The following is a 22,790-nucleotide window of genomic DNA, read 5'->3' on the forward strand; positions in this document are numbered from 1 at the left end:
TACGCTTTTGATCTATTGTAAAGAACTTAGTTGAGCTAGTCAGGTTATTTTGATAGGTAGTAATGGCTCTATTTATCGAATCATATAGTTTAATTAAGGATGGTGATATTAAATGGTTACATTATCAACTCTGCAAACGAAACAGATCGTATCGATGGATACAGGGGCGAGGATAGGTCATGTGATTGATTTGGAGATAGATGTTGAGACGGGCTTAATTACAGACATTGTTATAGGGAATCGATCTAGCGTAAGTCATATTTTTCAAAAGCAAACCGAGGTGATTATTCCATGGAAAAACATCGTTACTTTTGGTCATGATGTTATTTTAGTAAATGAAAAGTCATAAACAATTGATAGGATTGAAAACAAATTTTTAAAAAAATATGATAGAATAGTGAAAAAAGGAGTGCGATATGGAACCTTTTCAACAAGTACATGAGTCTTTCTATCATGTTTCACCGTGGATTCAACGTGATATCGGCGTACAGGCTGGTCTGACGACACGTTATGGTGGGGTTAGTCAATCTGATTATGCTTCGTTAAATATGGGTTTACACGTTGGTGATGATCCAGAAGCTGTTATGGCGAATCGACATCGACTAGCTAAACAAGTGAACGTTGCACTCGATCATTGGATTCTAGGTGAACAGGTACATGGTACGAAAATAGCTCGGATTGATCATAATAGTAAAAAACGAGGGGCAGGTTCAAATCCCACCCACCCTCCTATTTCAGGGGTAGATGGGTTAATAACGAAAGAAAAAAATATTTTATTAGCAGCTTTTTTCGCTGATTGTGTTCCCCTATATTTTCATGACCAACACACGGGATGGATTGGTATTGCGCATGCAGGCTGGCGTGGAACAGTTAATGGTATGGCAATAGAAATGGTTAAGGCATTACAACAAGAGGGTGTAGAAACTGAGCATTTACAAGCTGCAATCGGTCCGTCAATTAGTCAGATGTATTACCAAGTTAACCTAGACGTGATCAATGCTATCCCTCAAACATACAGAGATCTGGTGACGATCAGAATAAAAGAAGCACCCGAACAGTATTTATTAGACTTACGCCAACTTAATAAACATATGTTAATAGATCAAGGGGTAAACCGTGAGCATTTACTAGTAAGTCAGCGATGTACCTATCAAACCAATGCTCTATATTCATATCGCCGTGATCATGGTAAGACAGGCCGTATGCTTGGATTTATTGGTCACTATTGAAGGGTGTAGTAAGGAGGATTCGATGTCTGTTTCAACTAATCTTGATCAAATAAAGCAGCAAATTGAATATAGCTGCCATCAAGCCAATCGCTCACCTGACGAAATTACTATAATCGCAGTGACGAAATATGTTACAATAGATCGTACCAAGAAAGTAATTGAAGCAGGTGTTAATCATATAGCAGAGAACAGAGACCAAGGGTTACTTGAAAAACAATCAGCGATTTCAAATCAAGATACAAGATGGCACTTTATTGGGAATCTGCAATCCAAAAAGGTAAAAAAAGTTATTAATGAAGTTGATTACTTCCATGCATTAGATCGATTATCACTTGCTGAAGAAATAAATAAGCGAGCAATTAAAAAAATCCGATGCTTTGTTCAAGTAAACATAAGTGGTGAAACCTCTAAAAGTGGACTTGCTCCTCATGAGGTTGAAGATTTTATTGTTGATCTTAGTACTTACTCAACTATTGAAGTCATCGGGCTTATGACAATGGCGCCGTTTACGAGTGATGAGGATACATTACGTCATGTTTTTAGGTCACTGCGAGTATTAAGAGATCAGATTGCGTTAAAAGCCTATTCTCATGCACCATGTACAGAGTTATCAATGGGAATGAGCAATGATTATCACATTGCAGTAGAAGAAGGCGCAACGTATATCCGAATCGGTTCCAAACTAGTGGGAACAGAAGGGTAGAGGTGAGAGATGAGTATAAAGAATAAATTTAGAACATTATTTTCTGTTGAAGATGAAGAGTATTATGAAGAACTAGCGCCTGATGAAACGGAAGAATTGTCAAGGCGAAGTCAAAAGCAAGAAAAAAAAGATTCTAAAAATGTAGTAAGTTTAAAGTCAGTTCAAGCGCAAACAAAAGTTGTGCTTTCTGAACCGAGATCTTATGATGAAACACAAGATATTGCTGATCAAATTGTTAATCGTCGCTCAGTTGTGATTAACTTACAGCGGGTTGACTATCAACAAGCGAAGCGTATCGTTGATTTTCTAAGTGGAACGGTGTATGCTGTTTCTGGAGAAATTCAAAAGTTAGGCCCTCATACTTTTTTGTGTACGCCAGATAACGTTGAGATAACAGGAAATATAACACAAATGGTAGAAGATGAGGAAGACTTTGAACAAAGGTGGTAAATAGATGGTATTATTTGAAAGGTTAGTTTTTCAATTAGTCAATTTATATCAAATCGCTATTGTCATTTATATTTTAATGTCGTGGTTTCCTGGTTCACGTGACTCATCAATTGGTCGATTGCTTGCCAATATTGTAGAGCCTTATCTTGAACCATTCAGAAAAATCATACCACCGATTGGCATGCTTGATGTTTCAGCCCTTGTAGCACTGATTACTTTGCGATTAGCAACACAGGGTTTAGCAGTTCTATTCTCATTCTTTCGATAAGGCGGCAGATACATAATGGATATATATCAGCATTTTCGTAAAGATGAGCAGGGTTTTATTGATCAAGTATTAAACTGGCGTGAGCAAGTAGATCGCCAGTATATTCCAAAATGCAGTGATTTCTTAGACCCGAGAGAGCAATTGATATTTCGGACAATTATCGGGCAAGATTCGCCATTTAAATTAACCTTTAATGGTGGCTTTGAAGGAGCAGAACGTAAGCAGGCACTGCTTGCACCTTATTATGAAGCGGAAGATCAAGCTGTTTTTCCTATTATCGTTTTATCTGCCAGATATCCAGTGAAATTTGTTAATATAGCACATCGTGATGTGTTAGGTGCATTTTTATCTCTCGGCTTACTTCGAAAGAAACTTGGAGATATTGTCATTGATGTTGAACATGGTCAAATACAGATCGCTGTGAGCGCGGATATTGCAGATTTTGTCATGATGCAACTGACGTCAATTAAAAAGGCCACACTACAATTTCAAACTGTTTCTGACAAAAAGAAGTTAGCAATTGAAAACGAATGGGATATTCAAGAAACAACCGTTTCTTCACTTCGATTAGATGTTCTGATTAAACATTTTTATCGTTATTCTAGAAAAGAAGCATCTGCTTTAATTGACAAGGGTTATATTAAAGTTAATTTTAAAGTTGTTGATGATTCGGCATTTTTAGTTGAACCAGGTGATGTCCTTTCTTGTCGAGGTAAAGGTAGAAGCCGTTTGGATAATATTATTGGAGAAACCAAAAAAGAAAAAAAACGTATTCAATATGCCTTGTTAAAAGACTAAACAATTTTGTATAATAAGCAGGATATTTAATTAAATATGTCGAATACACCAGTTAAGTTAAACAACAGATAGAGGAGGTGGCCGTTGTGCCATTGACACCATTGGACATTCATAATAAAGAGTTTACCCGTGGCATTAGAGGATACGATCAAGATGAAGTAAATGAATTTCTTGATCAGATCATTAAAGATTATGAATTAGTTATTCGTGAAAAAAAAGATTTAAAGCGACAAGTTGATGAGCTTCAACAAAAATTAGGACATTTTTCAAATATTGAAGAGACTTTAAATAAATCGATTTTAATTGCGCAACAAACAGCTGAAGAAGTTAAAGGTAATGCGACTAAAGAGTCTAAATTAATCATTAGAGAAGCTGAAAAAAATGCTGATCGTATTATTAACGAAGCATTAGAGAAATCAAGAAGAATAGAGATTGAAGTTGAAGAATTAAAGAAGCAAGGCAAAGTGTTTCGAACACGATTAAAAATGTTAGTAGAAGCTCAGCTTGAATTAGTTGAAAATGGCGATTGGGACCAACTATTGCATCTACCAAATGGCACTGAAGATCCAGATGAAGAAGGTATGTAGGTGGAGCTTGACGTAATTGAATTTATTACATATAATGCATAGACGAAGATTATATTATCTAACCTATATTATCGACAAAAGCAATGCAAGGAAGAGTAGATTTTTCATTTCTTATTTAAGCGAGCTAGGAAATGGTGAAAGCCTAGTATAAGTAGAGAAATTGAAGATCATCCTTAAGCTTTCTTTTTGAATACTAAACCGATTAGTTAGTAAAAAAGAACGGTTCATCACGTTACGATGCTAGGAGTGGGTTGCAATATGTTGTAACTAACTAGGGTGGTACCGCGAGTTCTCTCGTCCCTTCGAGGATGTGAGGGCTTTTTTTATATGTTAGAAAAGGGATTACATGTGAGCAAAAAAAGCGGAAATTAGCGAAGTTCGCATTTAAAAGCGCTAATGATGAAAAACTTGTACATTCAGTAAATACCAACAATATAGTGAAGTTCTTTTTAAAATGCTGATGAGGAAGCGTTATAAACGAAGGAGGAAATAAAATGGACTATAAAGAAACATTATTGATGCCGAGAACTGAATTTCCAATGCGAGGGAATTTGCCTAACAAAGAACCAAAAATCCAAGAACAATGGGATGAAGCTGATCTGTATCATAAAGCTCAAGAACGGACAAATGGTCGTCCTTTATTTGTGCTTCATGATGGCCCGCCATATGCTAATGGGGATATCCATATGGGGCATGCATTAAATAAAATTTTAAAAGATTTTATTATCAAATATAAATCGATGTCAGGTTTTCATGCACCGTATGTACCCGGATGGGACACCCATGGGTTACCAATCGAAACAGCACTTGCAAAGAAAAAAGTCGATCGCAAGAAAATGACTGCAGCAGAATTCAGACAAAAATGTGCAGAATATGCATTAAAGCAAGTAGATAATCAACGAACACAGTTCAAACAACTTGGTGTTCGAGGGGATTGGGAAAACCCTTATGTAACATTAGATAAGGTCTACGAAGCAGCTCAAATTGAAGTTTTTGGCGAAATGGCTAAAAAAGGTTACATTTATAAAGGCTTAAAACCAGTTTATTGGTCACCGTCTTCTGAATCGGCATTAGCAGAAGCAGAAATTGAATATCAAGATAAGCGTTCACCTTCAATCTATGTCGCTTTCGAAGTAAAAGAAGGTAAGGATTTATTAGCGGGTGATGAGAAGTTTGTTATTTGGACAACGACACCTTGGACAATTCCAGCAAACTTAGCTATTGCACTGCATGCTGATTTAAATTACGTCGTTGTGAATGTTAACAATGATAAGCTTATTATTGCTGAAGACCTTGTAGAAAACGTAGCAAAAGCATTGGAATGGGAAAACTATCAAATTGTAAAATCCTTCAAAGGAAAAGAAGCAGAACATTTAGTTGCTAAGCATCCCCTTTATGATCGCGATTCACTTATTATTTTAGGTGAGCATGTGACAACAGATGGAGGAACAGGACTCGTTCATACAGCTCCAGGTCATGGTGAAGATGACTTTCTTGTAGGGAAAGCATATGGATTGGATGTATTATGTCCAGTTGATGAAAAAGGTGTTTTAACTGATCAAGCACCAGGTTTTGAAGGTTTGTTTTATGATAAAGCTAATAAACTGATTACTGAGAAATTGGAAGAAAATAATGCTTTACTCAGCATAAGCTTCATTACTCACGCTTATCCTCATGATTGGCGAACGAAAAAGCCTGTGATCTATCGTGCGACCAATCAATGGTTTGCATCTATTAAAGATTTCCGTGCTGATATTTTAGCGGAAATCGAACGGATCAACTGGGTGCCAAAGTGGGGAGAAACACGGTTATTTAATATGGTACGTGATCGCGAAGATTGGTGTATTTCCCGACAACGTATTTGGGGCGTGCCGATTCCGGTTTTTTATGGTGAAGATCGTACACCGATTATTACCGATGAGACGATTAAACATGTAGCCAATCTATTTCGTGAGCATGGTTCAAACATTTGGTTTGAGTGGGAGGCGAAAGACCTGCTACCTGAGGGCTTTAGTTCCGAACATAGTCCTAATGGGCAATTTACTAAGGAAATGGATATTATGGATGTCTGGTTTGATTCGGGTTCTTCTCATCAAGGTGTCCTCGAACAAAGACCTGAACTTAGGAGACCTGCGGATCTTTACTTAGAAGGTTCTGATCAGTATCGTGGCTGGTTTAATTCGTCATTATCTACTTCAGTAGCTGTAACGGGGAAATCACCTTATGAGACCATTTTAAGTCATGGCTTTGCTTTAGATGGTCAAGGACGTAAAATGAGTAAATCTGTTGGTAACGTGGTGGTTCCAGCAAAAGTAATGAAGCAATACGGTGCTGATATTTTACGATTATGGGTAGCCTCCGTCGACTATCAAGCTGATGTGCGTGTGTCAGATGAGATCATTAAACAAACATCTGAAGGTTATCGAAAAATAAGAAATACGTTCCGTTTCTTATTAGGAAATTTAGCGGATTTTGACCCTAATGAACATCAAGTGGCTGATGACGCTCTTTTTGAATTGGATCGCTATATGTTAATTAAGTTGCAGCAGCTCATTAATAAGGTGAAGAAAGCATTTGATGCATTTGATTTTTCAACGGTCTATAACCAAATTCATCAATTCTGTTCAGCTGAGCTAAGTGCATTCTATTTAGATTTTGCCAAGGATATTTTATATATTGAACCAGAGAATAGTCCACGGCGACGTTCGATCCAATCTGTTTATTATGAAACAGTTGTTAGTCTTGTTAAATTAATAACACCTATTTTAACCCATACTGCTGAAGAAATTTGGAGTTATATTCCTGAAAAAGAAGCGGAGTTTGTCCAGTTAACGGATCTACCGGAGCCAAGAGATATTACAAATGCTGATCAACTTTTAGAGAAATGGGATCACTTCATTGAGGTGAGAGACGATATACTAAAGGCTTTAGAAGAAGCGCGAGCGGATAAAATAATTGGTAAGTCTTTGGAAGCTAAGTTAATGGTAAAAGCTAAAGATGATGCGACTAAAGCAATGTTAGACCAAATTGAACGTTTAGATCAGCTATTCATCGTCTCTAAAGTGGAGGTTGTAGATCAGATTGAAAGCAATAAAGACTATCAATATGTGCAAGTAAATGTAGAAAAGTATGATGCCGATAAATGTGAACGTTGCTGGGTGGCTTCTGAAACTGTTGGACAAAATGAGCAACATCCTCAATTGTGTCAACGTTGTGCAGAAGTTGTCATTGAACACTATTAATATTTGTTAATGTTCAGGTCTTCGCCTGAACATTTTCTTTTTTTAAAAGAACTGTGGTAAAATGCAGAAGTAAGCAAGCTTTGTTAGAAATAGGAGGAAGAACATGCGTTATTATTTAATTGCAGTTGGTGTTATTATTTTAGACCAATTAACTAAATGGTGGATTATTAATTACATGGAATTAAGGGAAAGTTTTGCTGTTATTGAAAATGTACTGTACATAACATCACATCGAAATCCTGGAGCTGCTTGGGGGATTTTGCAAGGAAGAATGCTTTTCTTTTATATTATAACGGTGGTCGTCATTGTGGCCATTGTCTATTATATGCAAAAGTTTGCTAAACAAGATAGATGGTTAGGTATAGGTTTAGGACTTGTCTTAGGTGGTGCAATCGGTAATTTTATTGATCGTTTACTTTATCAAGAAGTGGTCGATTTTATTAATGTTTACATCGGATCTTATAATTATCCTATTTTTAATATTGCTGATTCATCCTTAGTCATGGGTGTAATTGTAATAGGGATTGCCACTTTAAAAGAAGAATTTGGGAAAGGGCGTTCAAATAAATGAATCTTGACGAACATTATGTACGGGAACATGAACAAAATCAACGGATTGACAAATTGATGACCGAGATAATATCTGACACATCAAGGGCGCAAATTCAGTCAATGATTAAATCAGGGCATATTCGCGTCAACGGTGAAGCGGTAAAGGCAAATTACCGTTGTGTATCTGGAGCGCATGTGACATGGACGATCCCTGAACCGGAAGTATTAGAGGTTGAGCCTGAACAAATACCGCTTGATATTATTTATGAAGACGAAGATATTTTAATTGTAAATAAGGAAAAAGGTATGGTTGTACACCCGTCTGCTGGACATCATTCTGGTACATTAGTTAATGCATTACTTTATCACTGTCAGGATCTATCAGGTATTAATGGTGTCATTCGACCTGGAATTGTACATCGTATTGATCGTGATACAAGTGGGTTACTAATGGTTGCCAAGCATGATCAAGCCCACCAATCGCTTGCTGATCAATTACAGAATAAAACGATTAAGCGCTCATATCTTGCATTAGTACATGGTGATATTCCACATGAATATGGCACGATAGAAGCCCCAATCGGACGAAATCCCAAGGATCGCCAGAGTATGGCTGTTGTCGATGATGGCCGTGAAGCAATTACACACTTTGAAGTGATTGATCGGATTGAACATAAATATACGTTAGTAAAATGCAAATTGGAAACAGGCCGCACCCATCAAATCCGTGTCCATATGAAATATATCGGTTTTCCTTTAGTGGGTGACCCTAAATATGGACAAAGAAAAACATTGGATGTGAAAGGACAAGCCTTACATGCGCAAGAGCTAGGGCTTAAACATCCGCGTTCCAACGAGTGGCTTGAATTTGAAGTTGACCCACCGAGCATTTTTCAAAATGCTTTAAAAAAAGTCCGAGATATACATTGACTTTTGAAATGAAGTTTGAAATAATGAGTATTAATAAAATAACCTTTAAGAACAGTCCCGTGAGGCTGAAAAGGAATGTATTAACCATTTAGATAATTGACGTTTATCTAAACCCTTTTCTCGTGCGCGGAGAAAAGGGTTTTTTAGTTTAACGCACACGCTATGCGGTGAGTTGGACAGATGATGATACAGTCGTAAGTTGTCGAGGTTATTTTAGAATAAGGGGGCAGTGAACGGTGAAGCAAAAGGCGGTCATTTTAGATCAACCGGCTATAAATCGAGCATTAACACGGATTGCGCATGAAATATTAGAGCGAAACAAAGGTGTTAATGATCTGGTTATCGTTGGTATTAAAACAAGAGGCATTCCATTAGCTCAACGTTTAAGAAAAAAAATTACGGAGATCGAAGGCGTAGACATTCCGATTGGTGATATTGACATTACGCTTTATCGTGACGATTTAACCCATGTGTCTGCTAAAAACGAACCAATGGTTAAGCATACAGATTTGCATGCAGACATTAGTGGGAAGAACGTTATTTTAGTTGATGATGTCTTATACACAGGTCGGACGGTAAGGGCCGGAATGGATGCTTTAATTGATTTAGGAAGACCGTCACAAATACAGCTTGCTGTACTAGTCGATCGCGGACATAAAGAGTTGCCCATACGTGCTGACTACATTGGCAAAAATATTCCAACTTCTCAAGAAGAGATTGTTGTCGTGACTTTAGAAGAAACTGATGAAATGGATCTTGTCAGTATTTATCAAAGATAGCCGTCCGTAAGAGGTCCACCTCAAAAATGAGGGCAGTGTTCAGCTATTTAGGTGGGAGTTAACGGCGGTTAATGGCCTGATTCACTTAACGACCAATTAGAGGGAGAAGCACGAAATAACCCGCTGATTGAAAGTTCGTTTTATCAAAGTTAAGATCAATGATTAGAATAGCTAAACCTTTAAAACAAGTCCCGTGAGGCTTGCAAGGTTGTTTAGGGATACGTGTGTGCACACGTCTACCTCTTTGCGACTTTGCAAAGGGGTTTTTTATTTGAGTGAAAGATAAAGAATATAAGAGATAGAGAGCGCTTAGAGGAGGATGTTAAACATGGAAAGATTAGATATGGTGATGGATGTTGGGGATGTCCCAAAAAAATCAAAATGGTTTATGTTAAGCTTGCAACACTTATTTGCAATGTTTGGTGCTACGGTTCTGGTACCGTTCTTAACCGGTTTACCACCAGCTGTAGCTCTCGTATCAAGTGGATCTGGTACGATTGCCTATTTATTAATTACAAAAGGTAAGATTCCCGCTTATTTAGGATCAAGTTTTGCTTTTATTGCACCAATAGTAACAGCAATAAATGAAGGTGGTGTCCCAGCTGCAATGATGGGTAGTTTTATGGCTGGACTTGCTTATGGTGCCATAGCGCTTCTCATTGGTACCTTTGGTTTAGATTGGATTATGAAAGTTTTACCCCCGATTGTAGTAGGTCCTGTTATTATCGTGATCGGTCTTGGTTTAGCACCTACAGCTATTGGTATGGCCATGAATGTAGATGGCGACTATAGCGGTGCACATTTCTCAGTTGCGATTCTCACTTTAATTGTAACGATAGTCGGATCCTTGTTTTTTAAAGGCTTCTTCGGTCTTATCCCCATTCTAATCGGAATCGTTGTTGGCTATGTATATGCTCATATAATAGGGATCGTCGATACAACTGGAATCAGTGAAAGTTGGGCGCAAATTACTAGCGCGGGCTCGATTGGAGAATTTTTCTCAGCAATATTTGTTATGCCTGATTTTGTTATACCATTTATAGATTATTCACCACTAGATGTCATTAATATGAATATTATTGCGATTATGGTGCCTGTAGCTATTGTAACGATAGCTGAACATATTGGTGATCAAATGGTTCTCTCGAAAGTTGCTGGACGTAATTTTATTAAAAAACCTGGCTTGCATCGATCAATTATGGGAGATGGGGTAGCCACTCTAATCGCTTCATGTTTAGGTGGACCGCCAAATACAACTTATGGTGAAAACATTGGTGTTTTGGCAATTACTAGAATTTTTAGTGTTTTTGTCATCGGTGGTGCTGCTGTTTTAGCAATCATCTTTGGTTTCACAGGCATTATTTCAGAACTTATTTCTTCGATTCCTTCACCGGTAATGGGTGGTGTATCAATTCTATTATTCGGGATTATTGCGTCAAGTGGTTTAAGAATGCTTGTTGATAACCAAGTCGATTTAGGTCATAATCGGAATCTTATTATTGCGTCAGTTATTTTAGTAATTGGAATTGGTGGAGCATTGATCAGATTTTCCATCTTTGGTGTAGAGTTTGAAATAGCTGGTATGGCATTAGCGGCAATTACAGGGGTAATTTTAAATCTCATTTTACCTAATAAGGAAGTTGGCTATGGAAACGGAAAAATGTTTGAAACGGAAGAGGTAGAAGAGTAAATAATCTAGGACTAGCCATAATAATTAGCTAGTCCTTTTTATAAAAAAAATGAGGTGAAAGAGTATGAATAACTTTGTCTCTATGAAAACGATAAAAGCGAATGAAATTTTAAAATTATTAGAGCAGACCGATGCGTTTGCTAATGGAAAATCATTTGATTTAGCAAGTCGTAAAAAGCGTTTTATTGCTAATCTATTTTATGAACCGAGCACACGGACTAAGATGAGCTTTGAGGTAGCAGAGAAGAAATTAGGGCTAGAAGTTTTGGATTTTCATGCGGAACGTTCGAGTGTACTTAAAGGTGAGTCTGTTTATGATACAGCCAAAACGTTTGCTTCGATCGGTGCAGAGGCACTTGTTATTCGTCATCCACTCAATAATCAAGTTCAACAGTTAGCAGAATCGTTAGATTTACCGGTGATTAATGCAGGGGACGGCGCTGGAGAACATCCTACACAGTCGTTGCTGGATTTGTATACCATGTATCAGGAGTTTGGTGTGATTAAAGGACTTAATGTCTTAATTGTTGGTGATATTTTACACAGCAGAGTCGCACGATCAAATGCTTATGCGTTAAAAAAACTGGGGGCAAATGTGCATCTAGCTGCAAAGTCAGACTGGAAAGATCCAAGTTTGGATTTCCCTTACGTCGACTTAGATCAAGCGATTGAGCAATGTGATGTCGTTATGTTATTACGGATTCAACTTGAACGCCATCAGCAGAGTGAAGATATAAAGACTAGTGCATACTTAACACAATATGGTTTGACAGAGGAACGGGAACAGCGAATGAAGAAAGATGCAATCATTATGCATCCAGCACCGATCAATCGCGGAGTGGAAATAGATGATAAGTTGGTCGAGTGTCAACGTTCAAGGATATTTAAACAAATGGAAAATGGTGTTTATGCTCGTATGGCTGTTATTCATCAACTATTAAACAAGGGAGAGTCTACACATGGCAACGATTATCAAACAATGTTCGCATATGCTCACTAATTTTAAAGGGAAAATGATAGATATAAAGGTTGAGCAAGGAAAGATCAGTGAGATTAAGGAACATATTACAGCAACTGAAGAAGATCAAATCATTAACGCAAACGGAAAAATGATTGCACCTGGTTTTGTTGATGTACATGTCCATCTTAGGGAACCTGGTGGTGAAGAAAAAGAGACGATAAAAACAGGGACACAAGCAGCTGCTCATGGTGGTTATACCACCATCTGTTCGATGCCAAATACAAACCCGGTTCCGGATGATAAAGAAGCGATGCAGCGCGTTCAAGATGTTATTAACCGTGATGCAGTTATTAATGTGTTACCATACGCCTCAATCACATTAGGTCTACAAGGGAAGCAACTTGTAGATATGAATGCATTAGCAGATCAAGGAGCGTTTGCTTTTACAGATGATGGTGTCGGTATTCAATCGGCCGCTGATATGATGGAAGCAATGCGTCGGGCAAAGGTTGTCAATAAAGTTATTGTAGCTCATTGTGAAGACAATTCACTAATTAATAATGGAAGTGTACATCAAGGTGAAGTAAGTGAAAGACTGGGGATTAACGGCATACCATCTGTTTGTGAATCAACTCAAATTGCGCGTGATGTTTTGCTTGCTGAAGCTACAGGCTGCCATTACCATGTGTGCCACGTTAGCACAAAGGAATCTGTTCGCGTGATTAGAGATGCAAAGCGAGCAGGCATAAAGGTGACAGCTGAAGTAAGCCCCCATCACCTTCTATTAAATGAAACTGCGATTAAGGAAGCTGATCCACAATTTAAGATGAATCCACCGTTACGAGCTCAGGATGACCAAATCGCTTTATGGGAAGGACTAGTTGATGGAACGATCGATTTTATTGCTACTGATCATGCGCCACATACTAAATTAGAGAAACAACAGCCAATCGATAAGGCGCCTTTTGGTATCGTAGGCCTTGAAACAGCTTTTGCACTTTTGTACACCCATCTTGTTGAGACAGGGAAATGTCAGCTTGATCAATTAATTGACTGGCTAGCAAAGAAGCCAGCAGAGGTATTTGGTTTAAATAAAGGAACAATTGAAATTGGGGCAACTGCCGATCTCGTATTAATCGATTTAGAAAAAAAATGGACGATTGATGTGCAAGACTTTTATTCAAAAGGTAAAAACACCCCTTTTAATCAGTGGGAGGTCACAGGTAAGCCGATGATGACAATCGCTAATGGAACGATTGTATACGGGGAGGAGCAAATGGCATGAAGAGAGATTTGATATTAGAAGACGGTACCGTTTTTACAGGTGAAGCATTAGGTGATTTAAATGAGAAACAAGGGGAAATTGTATTTAATACAGGTATGACAGGTTATCAAGAAATTTTATCTGATCCGTCTTACTGTGGTCAAATGGTGACGATGACTTATCCGCTAATCGGCAATTATGGTATTAATCGTGACGATTTTGAATCGATCAATCCATCCATTCATGGTTTGATTGTTAAGGAAATGTGTGATCAACCTTCAAATTTCCGTCATGAAATGCGACTAGATACTTATCTTGCATCAAAAGGGATACCAGCTATTTCCGGGATTGATACGCGACAATTGACTAAAAAAATTCGCCAACATGGGACGATGCGCGCGGTACTTACTGGTGTTAAATCAGCACAAACAGAAGCCGTGAACTGGTCTCCGATCATTAAGGATCAAGTTAAGCGTGTGTCAACGAAGAATCCTTATGTAGTCCCTGGACGAGGCTACCGTGTGGTCCTTGTCGATTTTGGTATGAAGCACGGTATCTTAAGAGATTTAACTAAACGCAATTGCCATGTAACGGTTGTCCCTTATTGGTATTCAGCCCAAGACATTATGGCATTAAAACCTGATGGACTCATGTTAACAAACGGTCCAGGCGATCCCAAACATGTCCCAGAAGCCATTAATATGATCAAGGCTATCCTTGGCCGTGTTCCTATTTTCGGCATTTGTCTAGGGCATCAGCTTTTAGCGTTAGCTTGTGGCGCAAATACAGAAAAGATGAAATTTGGACATCGTGGTGCCAACCATCCCGTCAAAGATTTGCAATTAAATCGAGCATTTTTAACTTCACAAAATCATGGTTATGCGGTAAAGGCGGATTCACTAAACGATACCGATTTAATGTTGACACATGTAGCGATTAATGATGAAACCGTAGAGGGGATTAGTCACCGTTATTATTCAGCCTTTTCTGTTCAATATCATCCAGAAAGTTCACCAGGACCAGAAGATACCAGCTATTTATTTGATCAATTTATTACTGAAATCAAAGCAAATAAACAAGAAAACAAGGGGGCGATATAATGCCTAAACGTCAAGATATAGAAAAAATTTTGGTGATTGGCTCGGGTCCTATTATTATTGGACAGGCTGCGGAATTTGATTATTCAGGAACACAAGCTTGTCAAGCGTTAAAGGAAGAAGGCTACCAAGTCGTCTTAGCGAATTCCAATCCTGCTACAATTATGACTGATCATACCATTGCAGATACGGTATATATGGAGCCACTAACTGTCGATTTTTTAGCGAAGATCATTCGTAAAGAACGACCAGATGCGATCTTACCTACATTAGGTGGTCAAACTGGATTGAATTTAGCAATTGCTTTACAAGATAGTGGTGTATTAGAACAATATCCAACCGAAATGTTAGGAACAAGTTTAGACGCCATTCAATTAGCTGAGGATCGTGAAAAATTCCGACAACTCATGCATCATTTAAATGAACCGGTACCAGAAAGTGAAATTGTGACATCTATTGATGAGGCGTTAGATTTTGCTGATCAAATTGGCTATCCACTTATTGTTCGTCCTGCATACACTTTAGGTGGTACGGGTGGCGGTATGTGTTTTAACGAAACAGATTTAAAAGAGATTACCAGAAATGGTTTGAACTTGTCTCCAGTGGGACAATGTTTAATTGAGCGTAATATTGCTGGATTTAAAGAAATTGAATATGAAGTGATGCGTGACCACAAAGATCAAGCAATTGTCGTTTGTAATATGGAAAATATCGATCCAGTTGGTATTCATACTGGTGATTCTATTGTTGTTGCTCCTTCTCAAACATTAAGTGATCGAGAATACCAATTATTACGCAATGCATCATTAAAGATTATTCGAGCCCTAAAAATTGAAGGAGGTTGCAATGTTCAATTAGCACTTGATCCGAATAGTTTTGACTATTACATTATTGAGGTTAATCCGCGTGTCAGTCGATCATCTGCTTTAGCCTCAAAAGCAACAGGCTATCCGATTGCAAAAATAGCTGCAAAAATAGCTGTCGGCTTGACTTTAGATGAAATTAAAAACCCAATTACGAAAACAACGTATGCAGCTTTTGAACCGGCATTGGATTATGTTGTAACAAAATTTCCTCGTTTTCCATTTGATAAATTCACAGCAGGTAATCGAACATTAGGGACACAGATGAAAGCAACTGGTGAAGTAATGGCGATCGGTCGAAACTTTGAAGAAGCCTTTTTAAAAGGCATTCGGTCGTTAGATTTTAATGCAGATGATTTTTATTTAAGTGAACTTACTTCATTATCTGACCAAGAATTAGAAGATCGAGTTGCTCAACCCGATGATCAGAGAATCTTTGTTGTTGCAGAATTGTTCCGCAGAAATTATACAGTTGAAACGCTTCATCGCTTAACCCGAATGGATAGTTTCTTTTTAAATAAAATAGCTAAAATAATTGCTTTTGAACAAGAATTACAAGATCATCCATTAGATAAAGCCTATTTAAAATTCGCCAAAACAATAGGGTTCTCTGATGCGCAATTGGCTCGAATTACGGATCAATCAGAAGATCAGATTTACCAACTACGCAAAACTTACCACGTTCAACCGGTTTATAAAATGGTTGATACTTGCGCAGCTGAGTTTGAGTCTGCTACACCTTATTTTTATAGTAGTTACGAATGTGAACAAGAATCGAAGGTCTCCGACCGTGAGAAAGTGATCGTGATCGGTTCAGGTCCAATTCGAATTGGACAAGGGATTGAATTTGATTATGCTACTGTACACTCCGTTCTTGCTTTAAAAGAATTAGGTTATGAAGCAATTATTATGAATAGCAATCCAGAAACCGTCTCAACCGATTTTAGTGTGTCAGATAAGCTTTACTTTGAACCCTTAACATTAGAAGACGTCATGCATGTTGTGGAGTTAGAGCAACCTTTGGGCGTAATTGTTCAGTTTGGCGGTCAAACCGCTATTAATTTGGCTGACGGACTGCAAAGAAGAGGTGTAAAGATTTTAGGAACCTCATTAGAAGCGATTGATCAGGCTGAAGATCGCGATAAATTTGAGCGTATGCTATCACAATTACAAATTCCACAACCAACAGGTGAAAGTGTGCGAGAAATTGAGCAGGCCAAAGAAGTTGCTAAAAAAATTGGCTATCCGGTGCTTGTGAGGCCATCGTATGTGATCGGTGGAAGTCAAATGGAAATTGTTTATAATGACGATGAGTTACAACATTATTTGAACAAAACAACACATATTAAACGAAAGCACCCCGTTCTTATTGATAAATATTTAACAGGAATCGAAGTGGAGGTCGATGCGATTAGTGATGGTGAAACAACCATCATACCAGGTATTATGGAGCATATCGAACGAGCAGGTGTGCACTCTGGTGATTCAATTGCAGTCTATCCAACACAACGGATTGCTCCAGACATTAAACAACAATTAATTGATACGACGATTAAAATTGCAGAAACGTTAAAAATAAGAGGACTAATTAATATTCAATTTGTTGTTCATCACAATGATGTCTATGTCTTGGAAGTTAACCCAAGAGCAAGTCGAACGATTCCTTTCCTCAGTAAAATTACAGGTGTTACGATGGCAAATTTAGCAACACGTGCGATTCTAGGTGAACAATTACAGGCATTAGGTTATCAAAGTGGTTTGTTGCCGGAGGCGAATTATGTATCAGTAAAAGTGCCTGTCTTCTCCTTTGAAAAATTGAGAAGTGTAGATACCATGTTAGGACCTGAGATGAAATCAACCGGTGAGGCAATAGGTCGTGATAAAACATTAGCTAAAGCTTTATTTAAAGGTTTAACTGCTTCAGGTTTGAAAATACCATTTGAAGGTGCAGTGCTGATGACCGTTGCGGATAAAGACAAGGAAGAAGCATGCACCATTGCCCAGCGCTTTCAGGAACTAGGTTTTAATATTTATGCAACGACTGGTACTGCTCAATATCTATCAAGTAAAAACGTTAATGTTCAAGAAGTTGGCAAAATCGGTTCAGATCAAGAGAATGTCTTATCAATCATTGAACAGAATCAAGTGCAATTTGTCGTTAATACATTAACTTCAGGTAAGAAACCAAGAAGTGATGGCTTTCGTATTCGTAGAGAAGCAGTTGAACATGGGATAGCTTGTTTGACTAGTCTCGATACAGCTACGGCTATATTAGATGTGATTGATTCGACTACATTTTCTGCACAACCTGTTGTAGCTAACCAGGAGGTTATTCGATAATGAAAGTTTGCGAAGCAGTGATTGATGATATCAAACAAATTGCCAGAGATACGATGCAAGTTCATTTAAAAGTTGAAGCAAATATATTGCAGACGATAAAACCCGGTCAATTCGTGCACATTCAAGTAAATAATGGAACAGAGCATATGCTGCGCCGTCCCATTTCTGTTGCCAATATTGACCAAGAGCGTCAATTGCTTACGATTGTATTTAAAGTGTTTGGACAAGGTACAGCTAAATTAGCAGCATACGAAGCAGAACAGTCTATTAACCTTCTGATCCCTTGTGGTCAAGGTTATCCTATTGAAGAATTGCAGATAAAGAAGGCTCTACTAATCGGCGGGGGGATTGGCGTCCCTCCACTCTATTATTTAGCACGTCAATTGGCGAAAAAAAACATTGAGATTATTTCAGTGCTCGGTTTTCAAACGCAAGCGGATGTTTTTTATCAGCAAGATTTCGAAGCTTTTGGACAATGCTTTGTGACAACGATGGATGGTAGCTATGGCTATAAAGGTGTGGTGACTGATGTGATTAAGCAAGAACATCTGCTATTTGATTATTATTTTAGCTGTGGGCCAACGGCAATGTTACGAGCGGTTCAAACAGAGTTAACGAACTATCCTGGCTATATTTCTCTTGAGGAGCGCATGGGCTGTGGTATCGGCGCTTGCTATGCTTGTGTCGTACCGAGTAAAGACCAAGCGACTTACAAGAAAATCTGCCAAGATGGTCCCGTGTTTCGAGCGAACGAGGTGAGTATATGAGTGATTTAACCGTTCAATTGCCAGGATTAGATTTGAAGAATCCGATTATGCCAGCATCAGGGTGTTTTAGTTTTGGTCGTGAATATAGCAAGTTTTATTGCTTAAGTCAGCTTGGGGCGATCATGATTAAAGCGGCAACAGCAGACAAACGGCTTGGTAATGCAACACCGAGAGTAGCGGAAACGCATGCGGGTATGTTAAATGCAATTGGTTTGCAAAATCCTGGTGTCGAAGCGATTATTGATCACGAGCTTCCTTTTCTCCAAACGTTTGATGTACCCGTTATCGCAAATGTTGCGGGTTCAACCATTGAAGAATATGAAGGCGTTGCTCGTGCTTTAAAACGAACTGAAGCTATCTCAGCAATAGAGTTGAATATTTCTTGCCCTAATGTTAAAGAAGGGGGGGTGCAATTTGGTACGCGACCAGAATTAGCAGCAGAAGTAACCCAACGTGTAAAGGCGGCTAGTCATGTGCCAGTTTACGTAAAGCTATCACCAAACGTCACTGATATTGTAGAAATTGCACAAGCCGTTGAACAAGCTGGCGCAGATGGACTAACGATGATTAACACGTTAACAGGTATGAAAATAGATTTAAAGAAGAGGCAACCATTATTAGCCAATCAAGTAGGCGGTTTATCCGGTCCGGCAATCAAACCCATTGCGATTCGGATGATTTATCAAGTCTATCAAGCCGTTGATATTCCGATTATTGGCATGGGAGGGATCACTTCAACAGATGATGTGATTGAATTTTTATTGGCTGGTGCTAGTGCTGTTGCGATTGGAACAGCTAATTTCAAAAATCCATTGATTTGCTCTGAGATCATTGAGCAGTTACCTCAAGCTTTACAAAAATATCATTTTGCATCAGTTAAAGACGCAATTGGGAAGGGGCATGGACATGGATAATTCAATTTATATTGCACTAGATTTTCCAGATTGGCATGAAACTGAACAATTTTTAAGCAGACATCGATTCACACAAGCTCCTGTGAAGGTAGGCATGGAACTTTTTTATCGTGAGGGACCGGATGTGATCAAGCGATTAAATGATCGTGGTCATGCAGTATTCCTTGATTTAAAACTTCACGATATCCCAACAACGATCTATAAAGCGATGAAAAACATCGCTAAATTGAATGTTGTACTAACAAATGTCCACGGGCTAGGTGGTAGTGAAATGGTGAAGGCTGCCAAACAAGGCTTGTTAGATGGGACAGAAGGACAGCAAACCCCTAAGCTATTAGCGGTGACACTGTTAACTTCAATCGATCAAACAGTCGTGAATCACGAGTTGCAAATTCCAAATACACTAGAAAATATCGTCGTTGACTTAGCGAAACTAGCGCAAAATAATGGAGCTGATGGTGTGGTATGTTCGGCACATGAAGCACCAAAACTTAAAGCAGCATGTGGCCAATCTTTTCTCGCAGTCACACCAGGCATTCGATTAACAGATACGGCATCAAATGATCAGAAGCGTGTCGCTACACCTGCATTTGCAAAAGAAAAAGGAGCAGATGCCTTAGTAATCGGTAGAAGTATTACTGCAGCTAATGATCCAAAAGCAAATTACTTAGCGGCGTTAAAGGAGTGGCAAGATGACAAACTTAGCTAATAAAGTGATCGCCAATTTATATGAGATTGAAGCGATCCAGATTAAACCAGATCGTTCTTTTACTTGGACTTCAGGGATAAAATCGCCTATCTACTGTGATAATCGGTTAACAATGTCATACCCGAAAGTACGTAAACAGATTACCCAAGGCTTTGTTGAAAAACTTCAAAGTTGTCTTGAAGAAATTGATGTAATAGCAGGTTGTGCAACAGCAGGGATTCCCCATGCAGCATGGTTAGCCGATGCATTAAATATACCAATGGCTTATGTTAGAGGTAAAGCAAAAGCACATGGTAAAGGAAATCAAATTGAAGGTGTGATCAAGCAAGGGGATAAAGTTGTGGTAATCGAAGATTTAATTTCGACGGGTGGTTCAGTTTTAGAAACTGTAAAAGCCATTGAAGCAGTTGGGGCAAAAGTTATTGTTGTGCTAGCAATCTTCAGTTATGGACTAAAAAAATCAGTTGAAGCCTTTAATGAAGTAACTATTGATTATCATACGCTAGCTGATTTTGATCTTTTAATTAAGTTCTTACTAGCTAATCATGAAATCACTGATGCCGAAGCGGATGATTTGCTAGAGTGGCGGGATCAATTAGGCTAGCCTATGACAAACGTTACATACAAGCACCATTGTTTTCCATGAAAACAATGGTGCTTGTGCGTTTTATCATAAATAAACGTCCGTAAAACATCCACCTCAAAATAGGGAACAGAGGTAAAAATATTTAGTTGGGTAATATCGAACGCTAATGTCCGATTCACTCAATAACCATCAGTGGGTGGGTGAGATCGCAGACTAAAATCGTCATATCTTTAAGAAGGATTACAGACTAAGACCTCCACGTCCTGTGGCCCTCCGCCCACTGATTGAATTTGTTTTATCTTTTCTGCTACTGTTTCAATTTCTTAATAAATTGCCGGTCTGGTGTGACAAATAAAGTTTTTTGATGATCATAAATCACATAGCCAGGTTTAGCGCCATTTGGTTTTTTGACGTGACGAATTTCTGTATAATCAACAGGAACAGAAGAAGATTGGCTAGCTTTGCTAAATAAAGCAGCTAACTGTGCTGCTTCTGCTAAGGTATCTTCACTAGGTGAATCAGAACGAATAACGACATGTGAGCCAGGAATATCTTTAGTATGAAGCCAGATATCTCTACGGCCAGCAAGGCGCATGGTTAAATATTCATTTTGTTTATTATTTCGTCCAACTAAAATCGTTGTCCCATCTGTTGCTAAATACTGCTCTGGATCAGGTTTGCTCGTTTTTTTCTTTTGCTTACGATCGTAAACTTTCTTTTTTAAATAGCCTTGTTCCCGAAGCTCCTCACGTATATCTTCAATGTCTTCGACGCGTGCGTTTTCAACTTGTTGGATCAACTGATCAAGATAGTCCATTTCTTGTTCAGCTTTTTTTATTTGATGCTGTAACTTCTGTTTAGATGTTTTTAATTTCTGATATGTTTTAAAATAATGTTGTGCATTTTCACTTGGTGTTTTATTGGGGTTAAGCTCAATCGTCAATGATTGTTGCTCGGGATCATAGTAATCGATCACATCGATTTGTTGATCTCCAGCTTTGACAAGATGCAAATGAGCGGTCAATAACTCCCCTTGTTTTTGATAGAATTCGGCTCGTTCGGCCTTTTTTAATGTTTGTTTCTGCTTTTTTATTTTTCTTTTATTTTTGTCGTATTCATTATTTAAGAACTTTATTAAATCCCCAGCTTGTTGCTTCACACGATCTCTTTCTGCTTTATCAGAATAGAAGTTATCGAGCATATCGCTAACGGAAGCAAATACTTTAGATTCACCATCAAATTGATCAAGTGGAATGACGTGGAAATCCTCTTTGCTGCCATAATGAATAACAGGTGTTAGCTCATCATTGTTAACTTGTTCAATCATTTTTTTAAAGGCTTTGGCGATAGGGGCAACCGTTTCAGGTTGGACTTGATTACATATCTCGCTAGCTAATAATGGTGAGATTCCCATAAATGTAGCAACAAGTTTTTGTTGATAGGAAAGGTCGTCATCTTTATTTAATAAAATTTCCTCAATCGTCTGTAAATCAGTTGCGAAAGGGTTCTTCTTATCTTGGTCAGGTGGATAGATATAAGTTTGTCCTGGTAGGATCGTACGGTATCGATTTTGATTCGGTGAAAGGTGCTTAATGCTGTCTAGTATATGCCCTTTTTCACGGTCAATCAAAATAATATTGCTATGTTTTCCCATAATTTCAACAATAAGCTTTTTACTTATGTCATCACCAATCTCATTCTTACCACGTACATTTATTTCAATAATCCGTTCATTTTTGTATTGATGAATCGATTCAATAAAACTCCCAATCAAATGTTTTCTTAATAACATACAAAACATTGGTGGTTCCGCAGGATTTTGAAAAGGTTCTTCTGTTAAATGAATCCGCGAATAGCTAGGATGTGCAGATAGAAGTAAGCTGTGATTAGAACGTTGTGCCCTAATAGTTAAAATTAACTCTGTCGCAGTAGGCTGATAGACTTTGGTTAGTCGACCAGAAGTTAAAAGTTTGTTTAATTCATTTGATATCGCATGTGTTACAATGCCATCAAAAGCCATAATATCACCTCATTCTTAACATTATAGCATGTTTTTGCTTG

The 22,790-nt window shown here is 38.2% G+C and carries 21 protein-coding genes and 1 other annotated feature; of the genes, 20 read left to right on the forward strand and 1 reads right to left on the reverse strand.

Translation table 11 applies throughout. The features are described 5' to 3' along the window. Positions 1 to 112: 112 nt before the first annotated feature. The 20 genes from B494_RS0107700 to pyrE all read left to right on the forward strand — a co-directional run bounded on the left by B494_RS0107700 (position 113) and on the right by pyrE (position 20,747). A complete protein-coding gene (locus B494_RS0107700; RefSeq protein ID WP_017471809.1) occupies positions 113 to 349 on the forward strand; it encodes a YlmC/YmxH family sporulation protein in 237 nt (78 codons plus the stop codon). Between the two features lie 67 nt (positions 350 to 416). Then, a complete protein-coding gene (pgeF, locus tag B494_RS0107705) occupies positions 417 to 1,229 on the forward strand; it encodes a peptidoglycan editing factor PgeF (RefSeq protein WP_017471810.1) in 813 nt (270 codons plus the stop codon). Between the two features lie 22 nt (positions 1,230 to 1,251). Further along, entirely contained in the window at positions 1,252 to 1,932 is a 681-nt protein-coding gene (locus tag B494_RS0107710; RefSeq protein WP_017471811.1) for a YggS family pyridoxal phosphate-dependent enzyme, read from the forward strand. A gap of 9 nt (positions 1,933 to 1,941) precedes the next feature. Beyond that, positions 1,942 to 2,382, forward strand: coding sequence for a cell division protein SepF (locus B494_RS0107715; protein ID WP_017471812.1), 441 nt, complete (start codon positions 1,942 to 1,944; stop codon positions 2,380 to 2,382). Positions 2,383 to 2,386: 4 nt separating this feature from the next. Then, on the forward strand, positions 2,387 to 2,650 hold the full coding sequence (locus B494_RS0107720) for a YggT family protein (RefSeq protein WP_017471813.1): 264 nt from the start codon (positions 2,387 to 2,389) through the stop codon (positions 2,648 to 2,650). A gap of 15 nt (positions 2,651 to 2,665) precedes the next feature. Next, entirely contained in the window at positions 2,666 to 3,448 is a 783-nt protein-coding gene (locus B494_RS0107725) for a YlmH family RNA-binding protein (RefSeq protein ID WP_017471814.1), read from the forward strand. An 86-nt stretch (positions 3,449 to 3,534) separates the two neighbouring features. Continuing rightward, on the forward strand, positions 3,535 to 4,035 hold the full coding sequence (locus B494_RS0107730; protein ID WP_017471815.1) for a DivIVA domain-containing protein: 501 nt from the start codon (positions 3,535 to 3,537) through the stop codon (positions 4,033 to 4,035). A gap of 74 nt (positions 4,036 to 4,109) precedes the next feature. After that, positions 4,110 to 4,340, forward strand: a binding site (T-box leader). Positions 4,341 to 4,529: 189 nt separating this feature from the next. Continuing rightward, positions 4,530 to 7,277 (forward strand): isoleucine--tRNA ligase, encoded by a 2,748-nt coding sequence (gene ileS / locus B494_RS0107735; protein WP_017471816.1) that lies wholly within the window; start codon positions 4,530 to 4,532, stop codon positions 7,275 to 7,277. A gap of 103 nt (positions 7,278 to 7,380) precedes the next feature. Then, the gene (gene lspA, locus B494_RS0107740) at positions 7,381 to 7,848 is read left to right on the forward strand and encodes a signal peptidase II (RefSeq protein ID WP_017471817.1); all 468 of its coding nucleotides are present in this window, start codon (positions 7,381 to 7,383) and stop codon (positions 7,846 to 7,848) included. After that, positions 7,845 to 8,759: an RluA family pseudouridine synthase gene (locus B494_RS0107745; protein ID WP_017471818.1), complete on the forward strand. Its 915-nt coding sequence runs from the start codon at positions 7,845 to 7,847 to the stop codon at positions 8,757 to 8,759. The genes lspA and B494_RS0107745 overlap by 4 nt, the downstream gene beginning before the upstream one ends. A gap of 236 nt (positions 8,760 to 8,995) precedes the next feature. Beyond that, the gene (gene pyrR, locus B494_RS0107750; protein WP_017471819.1) at positions 8,996 to 9,538 is read left to right on the forward strand and encodes a bifunctional pyr operon transcriptional regulator/uracil phosphoribosyltransferase PyrR; all 543 of its coding nucleotides are present in this window, start codon (positions 8,996 to 8,998) and stop codon (positions 9,536 to 9,538) included. Between the two features lie 328 nt (positions 9,539 to 9,866). Continuing rightward, positions 9,867 to 11,228: a solute carrier family 23 protein gene (locus tag B494_RS0107755; RefSeq protein ID WP_017471820.1), complete on the forward strand. Its 1,362-nt coding sequence runs from the start codon at positions 9,867 to 9,869 to the stop codon at positions 11,226 to 11,228. A gap of 64 nt (positions 11,229 to 11,292) precedes the next feature. Then, positions 11,293 to 12,228 carry an aspartate carbamoyltransferase catalytic subunit gene (locus tag B494_RS0107760; RefSeq protein ID WP_017471821.1) on the forward strand — a complete coding sequence of 312 codons (936 nt, stop codon included), beginning with the start codon at positions 11,293 to 11,295 and terminating at the stop codon, positions 12,226 to 12,228. Further along, complete coding sequence (locus B494_RS0107765) at positions 12,188 to 13,474, forward strand: dihydroorotase (protein WP_017471822.1); 1,287 nt, start codon at positions 12,188 to 12,190, stop codon at positions 13,472 to 13,474. Before B494_RS0107760 ends, B494_RS0107765 begins: the two co-directional genes overlap by 41 nt. After that, a complete protein-coding gene (locus B494_RS0107770) occupies positions 13,471 to 14,553 on the forward strand; it encodes a carbamoyl phosphate synthase small subunit (RefSeq protein ID WP_017471823.1) in 1,083 nt (360 codons plus the stop codon). Before B494_RS0107765 ends, B494_RS0107770 begins: the two co-directional genes overlap by 4 nt. Beyond that, positions 14,553 to 17,753 (forward strand): carbamoyl-phosphate synthase large subunit, encoded by a 3,201-nt coding sequence (carB, locus tag B494_RS0107775; RefSeq protein ID WP_017471824.1) that lies wholly within the window; start codon positions 14,553 to 14,555, stop codon positions 17,751 to 17,753. Before B494_RS0107770 ends, carB begins: the two co-directional genes overlap by 1 nt. Then, positions 17,753 to 18,520 carry a dihydroorotate dehydrogenase electron transfer subunit gene (locus B494_RS0107780; protein WP_017471825.1) on the forward strand — a complete coding sequence of 256 codons (768 nt, stop codon included), beginning with the start codon at positions 17,753 to 17,755 and terminating at the stop codon, positions 18,518 to 18,520. The genes carB and B494_RS0107780 overlap by 1 nt, the downstream gene beginning before the upstream one ends. Further along, positions 18,517 to 19,434: a dihydroorotate dehydrogenase gene (locus B494_RS0107785; protein ID WP_017471826.1), complete on the forward strand. Its 918-nt coding sequence runs from the start codon at positions 18,517 to 18,519 to the stop codon at positions 19,432 to 19,434. Before B494_RS0107780 ends, B494_RS0107785 begins: the two co-directional genes overlap by 4 nt. Then, positions 19,427 to 20,143, forward strand: a complete 717-nt coding sequence (pyrF, locus tag B494_RS0107790) for an orotidine-5'-phosphate decarboxylase (protein ID WP_017471827.1) — start codon at positions 19,427 to 19,429, stop codon at positions 20,141 to 20,143. The genes B494_RS0107785 and pyrF overlap by 8 nt, the downstream gene beginning before the upstream one ends. Further along, positions 20,127 to 20,747, forward strand: a complete 621-nt coding sequence (pyrE, locus tag B494_RS0107795) for an orotate phosphoribosyltransferase (protein WP_017471828.1) — start codon at positions 20,127 to 20,129, stop codon at positions 20,745 to 20,747. The genes pyrF and pyrE overlap by 17 nt, the downstream gene beginning before the upstream one ends. 289 nt (positions 20,748 to 21,036) lie before the next feature. On the opposite strand, the gene B494_RS0107800 is transcribed toward pyrE, so the two are convergent. After that, positions 21,037 to 22,749, reverse strand: coding sequence for an Rqc2 family fibronectin-binding protein (locus B494_RS0107800; RefSeq protein WP_017471829.1), 1,713 nt, complete (start codon positions 22,747 to 22,749; stop codon positions 21,037 to 21,039). Between the last annotated feature and the right edge of the window lie 41 nt (positions 22,750 to 22,790).

This window comes from Amphibacillus jilinensis Y1, from assembly GCF_000306965.1.
Taxonomy (GTDB): domain Bacteria; phylum Bacillota; class Bacilli; order Bacillales; family Amphibacillaceae; genus Amphibacillus_C; species Amphibacillus_C jilinensis.

Excerpts from the sequence above, each read along its gene's own strand:
- B494_RS0107725 (WP_017471814.1), top strand. The coding sequence starts at position 2,666 with ATGGATATATATCAGCATTTTCGTAAAGATGAGCAGGGTTTTATTGAT.
- carB (WP_017471824.1), top strand. The coding sequence starts at position 14,553 with ATGCCTAAACGTCAAGATATAGAAAAAATTTTGGTGATTGGCTCGGGT.
- B494_RS0107755 (WP_017471820.1), top strand. The coding sequence starts at position 9,867 with ATGGAAAGATTAGATATGGTGATGGATGTTGGGGATGTCCCAAAAAAA.
- B494_RS0107800 (WP_017471829.1), bottom strand. The coding sequence starts at position 22,749 with ATGGCTTTTGATGGCATTGTAACACATGCGATATCAAATGAATTAAAC.
- B494_RS0107700 (WP_017471809.1), top strand. The coding sequence starts at position 113 with ATGGTTACATTATCAACTCTGCAAACGAAACAGATCGTATCGATGGAT.
- lspA (WP_017471817.1), top strand. The coding sequence starts at position 7,381 with ATGCGTTATTATTTAATTGCAGTTGGTGTTATTATTTTAGACCAATTA.
- B494_RS0107710 (WP_017471811.1), top strand. The coding sequence starts at position 1,252 with ATGTCTGTTTCAACTAATCTTGATCAAATAAAGCAGCAAATTGAATAT.
- B494_RS0107715 (WP_017471812.1), top strand. The coding sequence starts at position 1,942 with ATGAGTATAAAGAATAAATTTAGAACATTATTTTCTGTTGAAGATGAA.
- pyrF (WP_017471827.1), top strand. The coding sequence starts at position 19,427 with ATGGATAATTCAATTTATATTGCACTAGATTTTCCAGATTGGCATGAA.
- B494_RS0107745 (WP_017471818.1), top strand. The coding sequence starts at position 7,845 with ATGAATCTTGACGAACATTATGTACGGGAACATGAACAAAATCAACGG.
- B494_RS0107765 (WP_017471822.1), top strand. The coding sequence starts at position 12,188 with ATGGCAACGATTATCAAACAATGTTCGCATATGCTCACTAATTTTAAA.
- B494_RS0107720 (WP_017471813.1), top strand. The coding sequence starts at position 2,387 with ATGGTATTATTTGAAAGGTTAGTTTTTCAATTAGTCAATTTATATCAA.
- B494_RS0107770 (WP_017471823.1), top strand. The coding sequence starts at position 13,471 with ATGAAGAGAGATTTGATATTAGAAGACGGTACCGTTTTTACAGGTGAA.
- B494_RS0107785 (WP_017471826.1), top strand. The coding sequence starts at position 18,517 with ATGAGTGATTTAACCGTTCAATTGCCAGGATTAGATTTGAAGAATCCG.
- B494_RS0107780 (WP_017471825.1), top strand. The coding sequence starts at position 17,753 with ATGAAAGTTTGCGAAGCAGTGATTGATGATATCAAACAAATTGCCAGA.
- ileS (WP_017471816.1), top strand. The coding sequence starts at position 4,530 with ATGGACTATAAAGAAACATTATTGATGCCGAGAACTGAATTTCCAATG.
- B494_RS0107760 (WP_017471821.1), top strand. The coding sequence starts at position 11,293 with ATGAATAACTTTGTCTCTATGAAAACGATAAAAGCGAATGAAATTTTA.
- pgeF (WP_017471810.1), top strand. The coding sequence starts at position 417 with ATGGAACCTTTTCAACAAGTACATGAGTCTTTCTATCATGTTTCACCG.
- pyrE (WP_017471828.1), top strand. The coding sequence starts at position 20,127 with ATGACAAACTTAGCTAATAAAGTGATCGCCAATTTATATGAGATTGAA.